This is a genomic window from Dyella psychrodurans (assembly GCF_003363265.1).
Classification (GTDB): Bacteria; Pseudomonadota; Gammaproteobacteria; order Xanthomonadales; family Rhodanobacteraceae; genus Dyella_B; species Dyella_B psychrodurans.
The window spans coordinates 283,795-301,400 of record NZ_QRBF01000004.1; the positions used below are offsets into that span (position 1 = coordinate 283,795).

The following is a 17,606-nucleotide window of genomic DNA, read 5'->3' on the forward strand; positions in this document are numbered from 1 at the left end:
TTCCCGTCATGCCATCGAAGGTGGCCATGACGGGCAGCACCCTTGAGGTTTCATGTTGTGATTGCTCCCACTGAGGATGCCGCGCGCGGTCCACGCGGCCCGGTTGCATTGACCCTGCTTGCCGTCGTCGCGGCGTGTGTCTTCGCCGGCTTTATCGCGCTGGGCAATTGGCAGGTCCGGCGCCTGGCGTGGAAGACGACACTGATCGCACACGTCGAGCAGCGCGTGCATGCCGCGCCGGTGGCGCCGCCGGCTCCGAACGAATGGGCGCACGTCACGGCGGATGCCGACGAATACCGGCATGTGCAGCTTTCCGGCGTCTTGCTTAACGATCGGCAGACGTTCGTGTGGACGGCGACCGACGAAGGCAGCGGCTTCTGGGTGATGACGCCGCTGCGCATGGCCGACGGAACCATCGTGATGATCAATCGCGGTTATGCGCCGACCGACTGGTGCGGACGCGACGGGCATTGTGCGGCCGGGCCCACGGATGAAGTGACGATCACGGGCTTGTTGCGCATGTCCGAGCCGCAAGGCTTTCTTCGTCACAACGATCCAGCACACGACAGCTGGTATACGCGCGACGTGGCGGCCATGGCAGCTGCGCGCGGCTTAAGCAACGTGGCACCGTATTTCGTTGATGCCGATGCGGCGCCGCCTCATGGCAACCAGCCATCATGGCCCGAGGGTGGCAAAACCATCCTCAACTTCCCCAACAATCATCTCAGCTACCTGATCACCTGGTATCTGCTCGCACTGATGACGCTGGTCGCCAGCATCTATGTGGGTTACGACGAATATCGTCTTCGTAGCACTAAACGCGGCTGAAACTCAGCCGCGCGACCCGAAGAACGTCGCAGCGAAGATCGTGCCGAGCGCTGACTCGACGCTGGCGTCCGTCATTTCGTTGGGCATGGTGATGTTGAAATAAAGCGTGCCGTCGATCAGCGCCATCATCGCCAGGGCAAGATCGGGGGCGGGGGCCGGCAGCGGCCTTTTCATCCGCTTGCAGAACTCGGTGATGAAGTAGGCGATCACGTCGCGCTTTTCCAGGCACAGCACATTCAGGCGCTGGCGGAATTTCGCGTCGCGCACGGCGTGCAGGCGCGCTTCGGCCCACAGCACGTAGCTGGTGTGATCGCGATAGCACTGGCTGTAGAACTGGGTCAGTTGCCGCTGCAGATCTTCATCGGAGAGATCGGCGTCCAGCAGTTGCTGCAGGTCCAGCTGAATGCTCTGGTGATCGTTCTTCAGCAGTTCGATGAACAGGTCGGACTTGCTCTTGAAGTTCGAATAGAACGCGCCGCGGGTATAGCCGGCGTGCTCGGCGATGTCTTCCACGCTAGTCGCGGGCAGCCCCTTTTTGGCAATGACGACCGCCGCCGCGTCCAGCAGGCGCAGGCGGGTCTGTTCGCGGGATTCCTCACGGGTCAGTCGTTTACGTGGCATGCGCCATGGTACCACGACGGATGGCGCATGCATTTCGATTCTATTTTGCATTCAGATACAAATATGTATTAGAGTTCGATCTTGTATTGCGGCAGAAACGGCCGCCGACACCCCCATCCGTCCCCAGGAGTGGCCTGTGAATTACCGAAAACTTCCCCCGCCACGCGGGCTTGCGCTTTCGCGCGCCCGGCTTCCCATCGCCATGATCGCGGCCTTGGTCCTGCTTGCCGGATGCAGCCAGAAAGCGCCCGAATCCCATGCCGGCGTGCCGGTGATCGCGCTGCCCGTCCAGGCGGCCGATGGTCAATCCAGCGGTCGTTTCCCTGGCGAGATTCACGCCCGCTACGAGATGCCGCTGTCGTTCCGTATCGGCGGCCAGCTGGCGACGCGTAACGTCAACACGGGCGATGCGGTGAAGAAAGGCCAGCCGCTGGCCCAACTCGACCCGAAGGACACCGCCGACCAGCTGACCTCGGCCAAGGCCGCGCTGGATGCCGCGGAGCACCGCCTGCTGTTCGCCACCCAGCAGCGCGACCGCGACGAGGCGCAGTCCAAACAGAACCTGATCAGCCAGCTGCAGCTGGAGCAGACGCAGGATGCCTACGCCTCGGCGCTTGCCGCGCGCGATCAGGCCAGGCAGCAGCTCGACCTGGCGCAGAACCAGTCGCGCTACACCACGCTGGTTGCCGATCACGACGGCGTGATCACCAGCCGCGAGGCCGACGTGGGGCAGGTGCTCGCCGCAGGGCAGCAGGTGTTCGGTTATGCATGGTCGGGCGAGCGCGAGGTCTACGTGGATGTGCCGGAAAGCCGCATCGACGGCATCGCCGTGGGCCAATCGGCCACGATGACGTTGCCGGCCATGCCGGGCCGCACGTTCGCGGCGCGCGTGCGCGAGATATCGCCTTCGGCCGATCCGCAATCGCGCACCTACCAGGTGAAGCTCACGCTGGATCCGTCTGCCGCCGCGCTGCAACTAGGCATGACTGCCGATGTCACGTTGCAGGCGCAAAAAGCGGCCGGGCCGATGGTGCGCATTCCCGCTACGGCGTTGTTCCATCAGAACGAGCATCCGGCCGTGTGGGTGGTTCGCCCCGCCGACTCCACGTTGGAACTGCGCCCGATCACGGTCGTGCGCTACGGCGAACGCGATGTGATGATCAGCGATGGCCTGAAAGCAGGCGAGCGCATCGTCATGCAAGGCGTGCACACCGTTTCCGTCGGCGAAAAAGTCGCGCCGATCGCGCCGCCGCATCCCGAGGACGCGCCGCAATGAGCACGGGAGACCGCTTCAATCTTTCGGCGTGGACGCTGCGGCATCAGTCGCTGGTGTTCTTCCTGATGGGCATGATCGCCTTGTTCGGCATGCTCTCGTACAAGAATCTTTCGCAGTCGGAAGATCCGCCGTTCACCTTCAAGGTGATGGTGATCCAGACCTTCTGGCCCGGCGCCACCGCCAAGCAGGTGCAGGAGGAAGTCACCGACCGCATCGCGCGCAAGCTGCAGGAAACGCCGTCCATCGATTTTCTGCGCAGTTATTCGCGGCCGGGCGAATCGCTGATCTTCTTCAACATCAAGGATTCGGCGCCCGCCTCGATCGTGCCGGAAACCTGGTACCAGGTGCGCAAGAAAGTCGGCGACATCACCGCGCAATTGCCGCAGGGTGTGCAAGGTCCGTTCTTCAACGATGAGTTCGGCGACGTCTACACCAACATCTACGCACTGGAAGGCGACGGTTTCACGCCGGCCCAGTTGCACGATTACGCCGACCAGCTGCGTGCCGAACTGTTGCGTGTGCCGGGCATCGCCAAGGTCGATTACTTCGGCGACCAGAACCAGCACATCTACATCGATATTTCGAATGTGCAGCTGGCCAAGCTCGGCATCAGCCCGCAGCAGATCGGGCAGGCGCTCAACGAGCAAAACGCAGTGGCGAACACGGGCGTGCTGACCACTGCCGACGACCGCGTGTTCGTGCGACCCAGCGGCCAGTTCGAAGACGAGCGCGCACTGGCCGATACCTTGCTGCGCATCAACGGCCGGAATTTCCGGCTGGGCGACATCGCCACGATCCGTCGCGGCTACGACGACCCGCAGACCGAACAGGTGCGCTTCATGGGGCATCAGGTACTGGGCATCGGCGTCACGATGCAGCCAGGCGGCGACGTGATCCAGTTGGGCAAGGCGCTGGATCAGACGACGGAAACACTGCAGAAGCGCCTGCCTGCGGGACTCAAGCTGTCCAACGTGACCAGCATGCCGCGCGCCGTTTCGCATTCGGTCGACGACTTCCTCGAGTCCGTGGCTGAAGCGGTGACCATCGTTCTGCTGGTGAGCCTGCTCAGCCTGGGTTTCCGCACCGGCATGGTGGTGGTGATCTCCATTCCGTTCGTGCTGGCGGCCACCGCGTTGTGCATGGATATCTTCGGCATCGGCCTGCACAAGGTGTCGCTCGGCACCTTGGTGCTGGCCCTGGGTCTGCTGGTCGACGACGCGATCATCGCGGTGGAGATGATGTCGGTGAAGCTGGAACAGGGCTGGGGACGTGTGCGCGCCGCCGCGTTTGCCTACACCAGCACGGCGTTCCCCATGTTGACCGGCACGCTGGTGACAGTGTCAGGCTTTCTGCCGATTGCGCTGGCCAAGTCGGGCACGGGCGAATACACGCGTTCGATTTTCGAGGTGTCCGCCATCGCACTGCTGGTGTCGTGGTTTGCCGCGGTGATCGTCATCCCGTTGCTGGGCTACCACATGCTGCCCGAGCACCATGAGCGCGCGAAGCCGGGGCAGGAGTGGTGGGCGCGCTTCCTGCCGCCGTCGTGGCGCGAAGCGCGCATCAAGAAAGCGGCGCAAATCGTGCACAACGGCGACGAGATCGAGATCTACGACACCGCCTTCTATCGCCGCTTCCGGCGTTGGCTTGACTGGTGCCTGCGCCATCGCTGGGTGGTGCTGGCGTCGACGGTGGTGTTGTTCTTCGTCGCGCTGGCCGGCTTTGGCGTGGTGCCTAAGCAATTTTTCCCGAGTTCCGATCGTCCGGAGTTGCTGGTCGATCTGCGCTTGCCGGAAGGCGCGTCCATCGCGGCGACGCTGCGCGAGACCAAGCGTTTCGAAGCGGCCTTGCAGGGACGAAAGGAAATCGCCAGCTACGTGAGCTTTGTCGGCAGCGGCGCGCCGCGTTTCTACCTTCCGCTGGATCAGCAGCTGACGCAACCCAACTTCGCCCAGTTCGTGATCACGGCCAAGGATGTCGAGCAGCGCGAACACCTCGCGACGTACCTGGATGGCGTGCTGAAACAGGATTTCAGCGCCGTTCGTACGCGCGTGAGCCGATTGGAGAACGGCCCGCCGGTGGGTTTCCCGGTGCAGTTCCGCGTCGATGGCGATGACATTGGAAAAGTGCGCGAGATCGCCGAGCAGGTGGCCGCCGTGATGCGCGCGAATCCGCACACCACCAACGTGCAGTTCGACTGGGATGAGCCTGCCGAACGTTCGGTGCGATTCGAGGTCGACCAGAACAAGGCTCGGCAGCTCGGCATCAGCTCGCAGGATGTCGCCAACTTCCTGGCGATGAATCTGTCGGGCACCACGGTGACGCAGTTCCGCGAGCGCGACAAGCTGATCGCCGTCGATCTGCGCAGCGAGCAGGGCGATCGCATCCATCCCGACCAGATCGAACGTCTGGCGATACCCACGCCCAACGGCACCGCGATCCCGCTGGCGCAAATCGGGCACGTCAGCTACGGCCTCGAATACGGCGTGATCTGGGAACGCGACCGGCAGCCGTCGATCACTGTGCAATCGGATACGCTCGACGGTGCGCAAGGTCTGGATGTCACCAACGAAGTGGACCGCAAACTGGCCGATATTCGCAGCCATTTGCCGGTCGGCTATCGCGTGGAAGTGGGTGGCTCCGTCGAACAGAACGAAAAGGCGCAAGGTTCGATCAACGCACAGATGCCGCTGATGGTCATCGCGGTGTTGACCCTGCTGATGATCCAGCTGCAAAGCATGGGCCGCACCTTCATGGTGGTGTTGACCGCGCCGCTCGGATTGATCGGCGTGATCAGTGCGCTGTTGCTGTTCGGCAAGCCCTTCGGATTCGTGGCCATGCTCGGCACGATCGCAATGTTCGGCATCATCATGCGCAACTCGGTGATCCTGGTCGATCAGATCGAACAGGACATCGGCGCGGGTCATCCGCGTTGGGAGGCCATCATCGGTGCCACGGTGCGGCGCTTCCGTCCCATTACGCTCACGGCTGCCGCGGCGGTGCTGGCGCTCATTCCGCTGTTGCGCAGCAACTTCTTCGGTCCGATGGCCACGGCCTTGATGGGTGGCATTACCGTCGCGACCGTACTCACGTTGTTCTATCTGCCCGCGCTTTACGCGGCGTGGTTCCGCGTGCGTGCCGACGAGCCGGCGCCGGAACCGGAGGCTGTGGCATGAAGACTGAAAAGATCGCTCGACCCACGCACGCGATGGCCGCTTTGGCCACAGCGCTGACTTTATCGGGATGCGCATTCGCACCGCCTGCGAAACCGCCGGCCTCACCGTCGCCGCAGCATTACGCGGTAGCGCCGACACCGGCACAGAGCGCGACGGCCGATGGCGTGGCGCAACGCTTCAGCCTCGGCGAAAGACCCGTGCCGGACTGGTGGCGGTTGTATCAGTGCGACACGCTCGATAGCTGGGTCGAAGAGGGTTTGCACAACAATCCCTCGCTGACGGCGACCAGGCACACGCTTGAAGCGGCACATCAGCTGCTGCGCGCCCAGGTCGGGCAAAACATGCTGCCGTCCCTGGATGGCGGTGCGCAGGCGAGCCGGCAACGTGCCTTGGGTTTTCCGCAAATCGGTCCGCCCACCAATCTCTACGACGTTTACGCCGGCCAGCTGCAATTGAGCTACACCTTCGATTTGTTCGGCGCCACGCGACATGGGATCGAGCAGACCGCGGCGCAGGTCGATCAGCAGTCGTATGAATTCGACGCGGCACGACGTGCGCTGGCGGCCAACATCGTGACGGCGGCGATCAATGCGGCGTCGTTGTCGGAACAGCTCGACGCCAGCGAGCGATTGTCGGTGCTGGCGCACCAGCAGGCGGATATCGCCGAGCGCGGTTATCGGCTCGGTGCCGTGTCGCACGACGACCTGTTGCTGGCGCAGCAGCAGGCGGCAACGTTCGATGCGTCATTGCCTGCCTTGCGCGCGGAGGCCTTGCGCGCCCGACATGCCTTGGCGGTGCTGATGGGACGCACGCCGGATCAGGCGCCCTCGAACCTCACCCTTGCGCAATGGCATCTGCCGGCGGATGTGCCGGTCAGCGTGCCCTCCGAACTGCTGCAGCAACGGCCGGATGTGCTGGCCGCGGAGGCGTCCGTCCATGCGGCATCGGCGCAGGTTGGCGTGGCTACCGCCAATCTGTTTCCGCATCTTTCGCTGTCCGCATCCCTGGGTTCGGCGGCGTTCAATCGTGCCATGCTCTTTACGGGTGCGGGTTCGGTCTGGAGCGCAGGCGCGTCGCTGACGCAACCGATCTTTCACGGTGGCGCGCTGATCGCGCAACGCAAGGCGGCGATTGCGAACTACAACGCGGCGATTGCCCAGTATCAGCAGACGGTGCTCAATGCCTTCCAGAATGTCGCCGACACACTGACTGCGCTGGATCAGGATGCGTTGGCGTTGCAGTCGGCCCAGTTGGCGGCAACGTCGGCGGAACAATCGTTCAAGGATGTCGATGTGCGTTATCGGCTCGGAGCTGTTTCGTACCCGACGACAGTGCTCAGCGAACAGCAGCTGCAGAACGCAAGGCTTGGGGAAATCCGCGCCAGCGCGGCCCGGCTTGCTGATACAGCAGCGCTGTTCCAGGCCATGGGCGTGCCGCCCTCCGCCGTGCTGGCAGCGAATCGCCAAGAGCATCCAACAAAATGATCGCGTAGCGTTAAAAGCCAGCCAGGCACATCACACTCCCTCCCCTGCGTGCAGCAGGGGAGGGCGGGGGTGGGGTGAAGCCTTTATGCGAAGCAAGAGCGTTACCCCCTCCCAACCTCCCCCTGCTTCGCAGGGGGAGGAGCAGCTCGCGGCCTCTTTCATCATCTTCGGCCAGTGTCGATGTGCTCATTTTGTTGGAAGCTCTAAGAGCCCATTTCGCGCCATTTCAAAATCGGCAGTCTGAAACGTCTTGGAAGGACTGTGACTGATTTGTAGGGCGAATGCCTTGAACAAGCCAAACCATCCGCCCGCAGGCGTCCTGGGTATCGGTGCCGATGCTTTCCTGCCTCCCGGCGTGTCCGCCCCGGAATGGTCCTATCGATTGGGCCAGGTACGCCAACCAACGCCACCGACGCTGCTTGGCCGGTGCCGCGCCGCGATGGCGCGTCTATCCGCGGCGGTGCCGCACGATTGGACGGCCAACATGTTGCGTTCGCTGCGCGACCGCCGCGATTGGCGCGGTGCGTGGTACAAGCGTGGCGCATCGGCGATCAAATATGTGCTGCGTAGTGCCTGCATGCCGGTGCGTCACGGACGCTTTCTCGCATTCGTCCACGCCCATCCGCAGATGGTTGCTTATCGGCAGCGCGATCCGCGGTTGCTGGAACGTCACATGCATCGCTACGTCAATGCGCATTGGCATCGTCGCCGTCGCCTGCAGAATTTGCATCAGCACTATCGCTTTGCGCTCGCGAATTTGCCGGGCGGATTGTTCGATCTGGTTTATGGCCTGGGGCACGCCAGTTTGGGAGGCTTCATCGCCAAGGATGGCAGCTTGCTGACCCTTTGCATGCGTCCGCCGATTTTCATGGGCTGCGAGGGTGAGTTGTGCCTGCAGCTCTGCGACGGGAATGAAACGCCGCTCTACAGCATCGTCTTCTCCGTCGTCGGGGAGCATCGCCCGCGCCTGCTCATCGGTTGCCTGCAAGGACCCGGCGGCGACAGTGCCAGGGATGTTGTGCGCGAACTTACGCGCAATCTGCATGGCATGCGTCCGAAGCAATTGATGTTGGCGCTGGTGTACGCTTTTGCGCGGCGCTATGGCATTCACGACATCGTCGCCGTCAGCAATGAAGCGCATCCGCTGCGGCGTACCGGCCGTCCGGTGTTGTCCGATTACGATGCGTTCTGGGAAGAACAGCACGGTACGGCTATCGCCGGCGGCTGGTACGCGCTGCCCGCATCTCCGCACCACAAGTCGGAAGCCGATGTGCCCAGCAACCATCGCTCCGCCTTCCGTCGCCGCGAGGCATTGAGGCTTCAGGCCGAGCAACGGGTCATGAATGCACTGGGTAGCCTTCCGGTAAAACAGGCCGACCCCCTTGTGCACGGGCGGCTGACGGCATACAAGCCCATGCATGAATTCCGTGAAAGATCGTGGGCAAGCTGAACACAGCGATTTATGAGGGCATGACGACCGTGACGCTTTCGGTGCACGCGAACGATGTTGAGCAGCTGTTTCGCGAGCACAATCGCGCGCTGATCGCGTTCCTTCAGTGCCGGCTCAATTCGCACTCCGATGCGCAGGAGGTCGCGCAGGAGGCGTATCTGCGCGTGCTCACCATGAGCAATCGCGAAGAGGTCGATTCGCTGCGCAGCTATCTGTTCACCATCGCGGGCAATCTGGCGATCGATCGCTTGCGCAAGCGCAAGGTGCGCAGCGATTTCGCAGCGGTGCAGTCTCAGGAGGAGCCGGCAACCGAAGCTTTGCCGGACCATCATGCGATGGCGGTCGAGCAAGTGGCCGGCCTGCGGCGCGCACTGCGCGAGCTGCCGCCCAAGGCGAGCCAGGCGTTTGTCCTGCACGTTATTGAAGGGCGCGATTTTGGAACCGTCGCGCAAACCATGAAACTCAGCGAGCGCATGGTGCGCTATCACGTCGCCAACGCGCTGGCGCACTGCCGCGCGTGGGTGGACGAGAAGGAGAAGCCGTGATGGCCAAGATCGACCCACGCAAGCAAGACGAAATCTTGCACGCCGCCGCCGATTGGTGGGTGAAGCTGCGCGAGCCCGATACCGAAGGCGAGGCGGTCGAGCAGTGGCTCGCATGGGCCACCGAAGACGAGCGTCATCTGGAAACGTTCGAACGCATGAACGAGCTTGCAGGAAGGCTGGGGTCGCTGGATGCGGTGTCCCGCCAAGGGTTGATCAACGCGTTCACGCGGCCTGCCGCACCACCGCGTCGCTGGTTGCCTTTGGCTGTTGCTGCATCGATCGCCGTGGTGGCGCTGTCGGGTACCTACATCGTCTGGAGGAACGGTGTGTCCAGTGTTGGTTCGCAGGTGTATGCGAGTGCCGTCGCGCAGAACAAGGACATCACCTTGCCGGATGGTACGCAGGTGGCGCTGGGTGCCGCGTCGACGCTCACCACGCATTTCAGTCACGGCCAGCGTCGCGTGGAATTGAGCCAGGGCGAAGCCTTCTTTCAGGTGATTCATGACAACAGCCGTCCGTTCGTGGTGGCGGCAGGGAATGTGTCGGTCCGCGATATCGGCACGGCGTTCGATGTGCGTCGCACGGGCGAGCGCGTGACGATCGCCGTGACGCAGGGACGTGTGCAGATTGCCGATACGCATCCGTCGCCGGGTCAGGAGCCGCGCGGTACGCTGGAAGTTTCCGCCGGTCAGCTGGTTTCCTACGATCCGAATTCGTCGGGCATGACCATCGGCAGCATTACATCCGAGCAGGCTACCGGGTGGCGCGACGATCGACTGGACTTCATCGACGAGCCGCTGAGCGTGGTGGTCGCCAACCTCAATCGCTACAGCGTGCGTCAGCTGCATATCGCGGATGCCGATCTCGGCAAGCTGACCTACACCGGCAGTGTTCGCACCGATGCCATCGACAGTTGGTTGAGTGCCTTGCCCCAGGTGTTTCCATTGCGTGTAAGCACAGGCGGCAATGAGGTCATTCTTTCGGACGCGGCGTATCCATCGCATCGCTGAACGCCGGGATGCAGGTGTCGCGGCGTTCCCAGGTGCCAACCGGCACGCCACATGGCAGACTCGTGATTTGGTCCTGGATTGACGCGATTCATGAGTCGGCTTGCCTGGCTGCCAGCTTACGGCTGCCTGACATTGTTGTGTGCTGTGACGAGTGCCAAGGCGGCGCCGTCGTATGCGGCAGAACAGCCGGCGACGCTGCGTTTTTCCATACCTGCGCAATCGCTCTCTACCGCGTTGATTGCGTTCGGCAAGCAAGCCAACGTGCAAGTGCTCACGGCGGGACGGACGATCGATGCGCTGCGTTCCACTGACGTCAGCGGAGCGTTGACGGCCGAGGCCGCGCTGACGCGGCTGCTTCAGGGAACGGGCGCGGTCTATACGTTTGTCGATGCACGCACCGTCGTGATCAAGCCGCGCGAGGCAGAAACATCGCAAGCAGGGAACGCCAAACCCTTATCCAAGCCTGTACCGGTGGCGACACTGCTCCCACCCATACAAGCGATCGGATTGGTCGGCCGCGATGTCGGTTTCATGGCGGACGTCAGCAGCGGTCCTACGCGCACGGTTTCCGATCCGATCGATGTGCCGCAGTCGGTGGGCATCGTCACGCAGAGTCTGCTCCAGTCGCAGCAACTGCGGACAGTTGCCGATGCGGTGCAGAACGTATCCGGTGCGCAATATGTCGACGGCTCCAGTGGCCTGCCGATTTTCGAGGTCCGCGGATTCTTCACCGGCAACGGCATGACCGATGGTTTGCCCAACAACATTTTGGGCATCGGCGATTCGCCGCCGCTGATCGGCGTGGAGCGTGTCGAGGTGCTCAAGGGACCGCAGGCGATTCTGGGCGATACGTCGGTCTACAACAATTTCGGCGGCTTGATCGATGTGGTGTTGAAAAAGCCGCAGGCGGAGCCGGTCCGCGAGTTCACGTTTTCCATCGGCGATCACGGCCAGAAGCAAGCAGGCGTGGATCTGGCGGGGCCCCTGAACGACAGCCACTCGTGGAGTTATCGCCTGATCCTGAATGGCGATGTCGCGAACGACACGGTGCAGGGGATGCGTGGCCAGCGCAATCGCTACGTCGCGCCGTCGATCGGTTGGACGACGCCCGATACGACATTCATCGGCGGTGTGTCATGGATGATGAATCACATGCCGATCCCCGATCACGTGATCCTGCTCGACGATACGTTGTCGTCCGCTTCGCCGCGGGGTTTGCTACTCGACAATCCCGACGATCACACGGCCGTCGAAACGCGGCGGTTGTTCTACCTGTTCGAGCATCGGTTCAACGATAACTGGACCTTTCGCAGCAGGGCGCAGTACGTGCGCGAGTCCATCGATCTCAAGGATTGGCTGATCGGCGGCATAGAGCCGACCGGCGACGTGAATGCGACCGCCGAACACTATCGATCTTCGGATGCCTACTACGTCACGCAGAACGATGTCGCTGCCACGTTCGGGAAAGGCTGGCTGCAGCATTCGATGGTGCTTGGCTTCGACTATTCGCGCGTGCAAGTAGGCAGCAGCGACGATGCGTTGAGCAACGGTGGTGGCGGCATGCCATACAACATCTTCACCGGTGGGGCGCTGCCGCTGCCCGATGCGATGCTTTCACCAAGCGATTACGCCAGCGGTTATTCGCCGGGTAGTCCGTGGGTGACCGACAGCGGCATTTTTCTTCAGGATCGGATCAGCCTGGGCAGCTATTGGGAAGTGCTGATGGCGGTGCGGCGTGCGGCGTACGAATTGCAGACCAGCTACCCGGACGGCACCCCCTGGAATCAGCACAAGGCGAAATGGGTGCCGAACTTCGGCGTGGTGTACAAGCTCACGCCGGATACGTCGATTTACGCCAACACGTCCAACGGTTTTCAGCCCGACACGCTATTGGGCAAGGACAACCATCCCCTGCCACCGTCGTTGTCGCGGCAGATCGAACTCGGGGCGAAATTCGACGTGTTCCAGAACAGGGCCCGTCTGACGGTGGCGGCGTATCGCATCATGCTTGATCACAGCACCGATCTGATTTCGTTGCAGCCGCCGTATTACGTGGTGAGCGGTCCCGGGCAGTCCAACAAGGGCGTTGAAGTTGAATTCAACGGGCAGGTCGCGCCCGGCATGGACCTCAGCGCGGCATACACGTATAGCGTGATCCGCAACAACGACGGGACGCCGGCAACCAGTGCATCGCGACAGCGCTTCAATGTGTGGGCGAGTTACACCTTCCAGTATGGTTTATTGCGTGGTTTCGGCTTGGCGGGTGGCGTGCTCGCGCGCAGCCGCAGCCTGACCCAGACTTCCGACTTCACCAGCTATATCCGAATTCCAGGGCAGGCGGATGCTTCTGCCAACGTTTTTTATCGCGCCCACCGCTGGAGCGTGACGCTCGGCGTGAAGAACCTCTTCGACCGGCAGCTTTACGGTACGTATTTCGACGAAACCTTCGTGCCGTTGCGTTACCGGCGCACCTATATGCTGAGTGGCGCGGTGGACTTCTGAAATGGTGGGCGCCCCCTCTCCCGCGTGGAAGAGGGGGCTGCTGGATCAGAAGTGATAGGTGCCGGTCATGCTCACCACGTCGCCCGAGTCGGCGAAGTAGCCATTCATGGTTTGCGCGCCGAGGATCGCTTGATTCGTCAGGTGGACCGGGGCATTGCTGACGAACTGATGCTGATAGCCCAGATCGAAGCTGACATGCTGGTTGAGCTTGTAGCCGAAACCGATGCCTAGCAGCTTGCGGGCGTTATCGGGCACGCGCGGATCGCGGCTGATGATGTTGCTGGGCGTTTCGTCGTAGCCGATGCCGCCATGCAACGTCCATTGATCGGTAAGCTTGTAGTCGCCGCCTACCGCAAACAGATAGCTGTCCTTGAACTCTTCGGGCAGCGCGAGCAATTGCTGGCCGTTCGACATCAACACCAGGTCCTTGAAGGTCGACCATTGCGTCCACTTGATGGTGCCGGCGATGGATAGCCGATCGTTGAAGGCGTGCAGCCAGTCTGCACTGGCGAACGCGGGTGTATCGAATTGCGCGGAGGCCGATGCACCGTTGGGATTGATGGTCGGCAGGCTCGGATCCAGCACGGGTGCCAGTGCAAGCAGCTGTTTGCCTGCGGCGCTGCCATACACGGCGTAGCTGCCGCTCAGGTTGTTCTTCACGCGCGAGTGATAGCTCATGCCGAAGGTATCCTGATCGGTCGGCTTGTACACAAAACCGCCGAAGTAACCGAAGGAGAATTTGCGCTTGACGTTGACGTTGAGCTGCTCGTCGTCCTGCTGTGGCGGGAGGGGCAGGCCGAAGATCGCCTTGGCCGCGCCGTTGGGATCGAGCATGGTGTTGAGTTCGGCCTTGGTGCGCTGACCGAGTACGCCCACACCCAGCGAGAACTTGTCACTGACCTTGAAGGCCGCCGACAGGCTGATGTTGACCGACTGCAGATCGGTTTCGGTACCGAAATAACGACCCCGCCATTGCGGGTTGTACTTGCTCTCCAGGCCGTACGGCACGGCGAGCGCGCCACCCAGCGCGAGCCAGTCGTTCACGGGCACGACCCATCCGGCGTTCGGGAAAGGAACGAACTTGCCGAAGCCATTGGGGTTGCCGCCGGTGGTCGGGTTGCCGTCCACGTCGAGGGTCTGGCCGGTGAACTGGCCCTGGGGTCGAATTTCAGTGAGCGTGCCTTGAAACACCGGGGCGCTGAAAAAGGACATCGCCGCCGGATTGTTGTAGGCCGCCGTGGGATCGTCCGGGAACAGCGAGCCGCCCGCATTCGCGTGCGCCCAGCCGGCGGCGTTATCGGTTGGAAGTTGGAAAGCGCCTGCCTGAGCCACAACCGGAAGGGCGAGGGCAGATACCACGGCTATAGCGAGGGCGGCATGCTGGCGGCGGCGAGTCATGCGAGGCTTGGAATGATGAGTCACGTTCTTCTCCTCTGGCGGCGGTAATCGGGTACGACGCAAAGTTTCTGTAAAAGGCGTGATCAGAATGTCGATGGCTTGATTAACAAATCCCCTGGCCGTCTTCACGATAGCATTACAGGCACAAGAAAGAAGAAGCGACCGATACCGGCAACGGGCAACGCAGCATGCGCGCGTTCGGCGCGAGCATGCCATTGTGCGCAACACTTCCCGCGTTGTGCGTTGCGCAAAAACAGGCGGGTGTTCGTTGATCTCCCGGAATCCGAACACGTTTTAAACGTTGGCCGCCGTGCCGGCTCGCCAGCTCCATAAGGCGGTGGGGCGCGCGTGACGGCTCTGTCCGTGCGGCGCCATGCCGCGCTTACGAGAGTTCGATTCGAAAAAATCGTCGCGCATGCCACGCGAAGATCATGAGCAGGCCCTTAGGGTATAGCGACGCTGTTCCAGCTGAAGTGTCGATGTGTGGATTTGCGTCGGGTGCTTCATGGCTCGACCACGCAGGGCGCGTTTACGCGACGGCGGGATAACGGAGGGTTTGTGTTCTTCGCGGGCCATGCGCCCCCTGCTTCGCCAGGGGGCGTTTTTGATGGAACGAATGGGTTACTTCGAGGTTTGCGGTTGCGCGGTGAAGATGTCGCTGCCGAAGGTGTTTAGTCGATCGTCTTGAGCGTAACCGAGATGCTTCAGGCCGAAGATATTTTCAAGCGTGCGCAGCAGGCTGTAGTGGTTGTACTCCACCTCGGAGTGCGTGCCTGGCGCGATGAAGGGCGACAGCAGCACGGCACCGATCTGTCCGCCGCCTGGGCCGATCTTTCCACCCGGTTGCGGACCGCCCGGGAGCGGCTGTTCGTTACAGCAGGCGTTGCCGTCGTTGCCTTCATCGAAGGTGACGATCAGCAAACCATCTTTCTTGAATGCCGGCGATTGAACGATGCGCGGCACCCAGGTGTTCAGGAAAGCATCGGCAGAAATCAGGCCGCCCGGTTGCTTGCCATCCTTGCAAGGTGCGTCATGGCCGTCATGGCAAAGATTCGGCGTGATGTAGACGAAATTCGGCGTGCTGTCGATGCGCGCGAGGTCGTGGGTAAGGTGATCGAGGTTCACCACGTGCGTGTCGCAGTTCTTCTTGTCATCGATGATGGCGTGGAAGTACACGAACGGATTGTGCTTCGTCGCGTACTGGTCGTTCGGTGCGGCATGCTCGGTCCCGTCGATCGCCCCGATGGCCGGATGCGCGCACGTCGCCGCTTCGCGTGCAGGATCCAGGCCCATGTCTTCCATATATGCCTTCCAGTTAAGGCCTGCGTCGGCAAGCTGGTTGGCGATGGTGCGCACGCTCTTGGGATAGACGCAGCCATCACCCGGCAGTTGTCCGTTGGCGTCGGGCTTGCTCGCGGTGGGCGCGAATTCGCTGAAGGTGTCGCAATCGGCCTGTGTGGCAGGATTGGGTGCCTGTCCGCTGATCATGGCGACGTAGTTGTCCAGGCTGTAATGGCCGATGCCGTAATAGTTGGGCAACAGCGCGCCTAGCTTGGGCAGCTCGCGGGAAAGGTAGGGTGCAGGCGATTGCGGGTTGAACGTGACCTGGTAGGACTCGTTCTCCAGCATGATGATGAAAACATGCCGTACCGGCGGGAGCGTAGACGCCGAGGCGGCAAGGCCGGTTGCCGGCATGCACAGCATGGCGATCAGTGCGACGAAAACGGCACGAGTGTGCATCAGCCTGCGCCATGCACCCAGACAGGTCGATAAGTAAGACATCAGCGGATTCCTTGAGGACGTCGCACCTCGCGAGATACGAGGTGCAACGGCTATTGCAGCCGCCTTGCGCGACAGGATCAAGTCACGCGAGTGTCAGGGCCGCCGAGATGTCTAAGCCAGATCACGCACGACCGTAAACATCGTCGAAGCGAACGATGTCGTCTTCGCCCAGATAGCTGCCCGACTGCACCTCGATCAATTCCAGCGCCACCTTGCCGGGATTGCGCAGGCGATGCACGCTGCCAAGCGGGATATAGGTGCTCTGGTTTTCGGTCAGCAGGAACACCTTCTCGTCGCAGGTCACTTCAGCCGTGCCCGACACGACGATCCAGTGCTCGGCGCGATGATGATGCTTCTGCAGGCTCAGGCTGGCGCCCGGCTTCACCACGATGCGCTTGACCTGGAAGCGACCGCCCGCCTCGAGCGAGTCGTAGCTGCCCCACGGACGGTGCACTACGCGATGGAAGGAATGTTCGGTGCGGCCGGAGGCCTTGAGCTGGTCGACCACTTTCTTCACGTCTTGCGCCGCGTCGCGATGCGCCACCAGCGTGGCATCGGGCGTGCTGACGACGATCAGGTCGTCCACGCCGACGGTGGCGATCATGTGGCGATCGTGCGAGCGCAGCAGCGAATTGCGCGTGTTCACGGCGAGCGTGTCGCCTTCGCGCTGATTGCCCTGTTCGTCGTGCTGACCCGAAAGCCACAGGGCCGACCAGGAGCCGATGTCGCTCCAGGCGCAACTGACCGGAATCACCGCCGCGCGGGACGTTTTTTCCATCACGGCATAGTCGATCGAGTTGTCCGGAACCTTGGTAAACGCTTCCTTGTCGACGCGTACGAAATCCAGGTCGCGGTGGCCCGTGGCGTAGGCGGCGCGCACGGTGGCCAGCATGTCCGGGGCGTGCTGGTCCAGTTCTTCGAGGTAGCGCGAAGCCCTGAACAGGAACATGCCCGAGTTCCAGTCATAGCCGCCGTCCGAGACATAGGTTTCGGCTGTCGTCTGGTCGGGCTTCTCCACGAACTGCGCGACCCGGTAGGCGTTCTCACCAATCGATTCGGCGCGGCGGATATAGCCAAAGCCCGTTTCAGGACGATCCGGACGAATGCCGAATGTGACCAGCCAGCCGTCCCGTGCCGCAGGCAAGGCTTGTTGCACTGCGGTGGTAAAGCTCCGCGTGTCGCCAATGAGGTGATCGGCGGGCAGGACCAGGAGCAAGGCGTCGGGATCGCGCTCCAGGGCTTTCAGCGCGCCTAGCGCAATGGCGGGTGCCGTGTTGCGGGCAACCGGCTCCAGCACGATGTTGGACCCTTCGATACCCGACTCGAGGAGTTGGTCCGCGGCCAGAAACCGATGATCCTCGCTTGCCACCACGATGGGCGCCGCCACTTCCGGAAGAAGGCGAGTGCGAGCCACGGTCTGTTGGAACAGCGTGCCTTCACCGGTAAGCGACAGGAACTGCTTGGGCATGTTCCGGCGCGAGACCGGCCACAGGCGTGTTCCGCTGCCGCCACTGAGAATCAAGGGAATCAGCATGAT

Annotated in this window: 12 protein-coding genes; 8 read left to right on the plus strand and 4 right to left on the minus strand. The window is 62.3% G+C overall.

All coding sequences use genetic code 11. The features are described 5' to 3' along the window. Positions 1-57: 57 nt before the first annotated feature. Positions 58-828, plus strand: a complete 771-nt coding sequence (locus DWU99_RS12710) for an SURF1 family protein (RefSeq protein ID WP_233511097.1) — start codon at positions 58-60, stop codon at positions 826-828. A gap of 3 nt (positions 829-831) precedes the next feature. Here the strand turns inward: DWU99_RS12710 and DWU99_RS12715 are convergent, their stop codons facing one another. Continuing rightward, positions 832-1,449, minus strand: coding sequence for a TetR/AcrR family transcriptional regulator (locus tag DWU99_RS12715; RefSeq protein ID WP_115478522.1), 618 nt, complete (start codon positions 1,447-1,449; stop codon positions 832-834). Positions 1,450-1,585: 136 nt separating this feature from the next. Here DWU99_RS12715 and DWU99_RS12720 point away from each other — a divergent pair, with 136 nt between their 5' ends. The 7 genes from DWU99_RS12720 (at position 1,586) to DWU99_RS12750 (ending at position 12,889) form a co-directional block, all read left to right on the plus strand. Next, positions 1,586-2,725: an efflux RND transporter periplasmic adaptor subunit gene (locus DWU99_RS12720; protein ID WP_233511099.1), complete on the plus strand. Its 1,140-nt coding sequence runs from the start codon at positions 1,586-1,588 to the stop codon at positions 2,723-2,725. Beyond that, on the plus strand, positions 2,722-5,898 hold the full coding sequence (locus tag DWU99_RS12725) for an efflux RND transporter permease subunit (RefSeq protein WP_115478427.1): 3,177 nt from the start codon (positions 2,722-2,724) through the stop codon (positions 5,896-5,898). The genes DWU99_RS12720 and DWU99_RS12725 overlap by 4 nt, the downstream gene beginning before the upstream one ends. Further along, a complete protein-coding gene (locus tag DWU99_RS12730) occupies positions 5,895-7,382 on the plus strand; it encodes an efflux transporter outer membrane subunit (RefSeq protein WP_233511101.1) in 1,488 nt (495 codons plus the stop codon). The genes DWU99_RS12725 and DWU99_RS12730 overlap by 4 nt, the downstream gene beginning before the upstream one ends. 286 nt (positions 7,383-7,668) lie before the next feature. Then, the gene (locus tag DWU99_RS12735; protein WP_115478428.1) at positions 7,669-8,832 is read left to right on the plus strand and encodes a VirK/YbjX family protein; all 1,164 of its coding nucleotides are present in this window, start codon (positions 7,669-7,671) and stop codon (positions 8,830-8,832) included. Next, positions 8,820-9,377 (plus strand): RNA polymerase sigma factor, encoded by a 558-nt coding sequence (locus DWU99_RS12740; protein ID WP_233511103.1) that lies wholly within the window; start codon positions 8,820-8,822, stop codon positions 9,375-9,377. Before DWU99_RS12735 ends, DWU99_RS12740 begins: the two co-directional genes overlap by 13 nt. Beyond that, on the plus strand, positions 9,377-10,387 hold the full coding sequence (locus DWU99_RS12745) for a FecR family protein (protein ID WP_115478429.1): 1,011 nt from the start codon (positions 9,377-9,379) through the stop codon (positions 10,385-10,387). The genes DWU99_RS12740 and DWU99_RS12745 overlap by 1 nt, the downstream gene beginning before the upstream one ends. A 90-nt stretch (positions 10,388-10,477) precedes the next feature. Beyond that, entirely contained in the window at positions 10,478-12,889 is a 2,412-nt protein-coding gene (locus DWU99_RS12750) for a TonB-dependent siderophore receptor (protein ID WP_115478430.1), read from the plus strand. Positions 12,890-12,934: 45 nt separating this feature from the next. Here the strand turns inward: DWU99_RS12750 and DWU99_RS12755 are convergent, their stop codons facing one another. From DWU99_RS12755 to DWU99_RS12765, 3 genes are all read right to left on the minus strand, one after another. Continuing rightward, a complete protein-coding gene (locus DWU99_RS12755) occupies positions 12,935-14,311 on the minus strand; it encodes an outer membrane protein transport protein (protein WP_233511104.1) in 1,377 nt (458 codons plus the stop codon). A 597-nt stretch (positions 14,312-14,908) separates the two neighbouring features. After that, complete coding sequence (locus DWU99_RS12760) at positions 14,909-16,069, minus strand: alkaline phosphatase family protein (RefSeq protein WP_233511106.1); 1,161 nt, start codon at positions 16,067-16,069, stop codon at positions 14,909-14,911. 121 nt (positions 16,070-16,190) lie between these two features. Beyond that, positions 16,191-17,603 (minus strand): mannose-1-phosphate guanylyltransferase/mannose-6-phosphate isomerase, encoded by a 1,413-nt coding sequence (locus DWU99_RS12765; protein WP_115478432.1) that lies wholly within the window; start codon positions 17,601-17,603, stop codon positions 16,191-16,193. Positions 17,604-17,606: the final 3 nt, after the last annotated feature.

Excerpts from the sequence above, each read along its gene's own strand:
- DWU99_RS12765 (WP_115478432.1), bottom strand. The coding sequence starts at position 17,603 with ATGCTGATTCCCTTGATTCTCAGTGGCGGCAGCGGAACACGCCTGTGG.
- DWU99_RS12760 (WP_233511106.1), bottom strand. The coding sequence starts at position 16,069 with ATGTCTTACTTATCGACCTGTCTGGGTGCATGGCGCAGGCTGATGCAC.
- DWU99_RS12750 (WP_115478430.1), top strand. The coding sequence starts at position 10,478 with ATGAGTCGGCTTGCCTGGCTGCCAGCTTACGGCTGCCTGACATTGTTG.
- DWU99_RS12715 (WP_115478522.1), bottom strand. The coding sequence starts at position 1,449 with ATGCCACGTAAACGACTGACCCGTGAGGAATCCCGCGAACAGACCCGC.
- DWU99_RS12725 (WP_115478427.1), top strand. The coding sequence starts at position 2,722 with ATGAGCACGGGAGACCGCTTCAATCTTTCGGCGTGGACGCTGCGGCAT.
- DWU99_RS12745 (WP_115478429.1), top strand. The coding sequence starts at position 9,377 with ATGGCCAAGATCGACCCACGCAAGCAAGACGAAATCTTGCACGCCGCC.
- DWU99_RS12730 (WP_233511101.1), top strand. The coding sequence starts at position 5,895 with ATGAAGACTGAAAAGATCGCTCGACCCACGCACGCGATGGCCGCTTTG.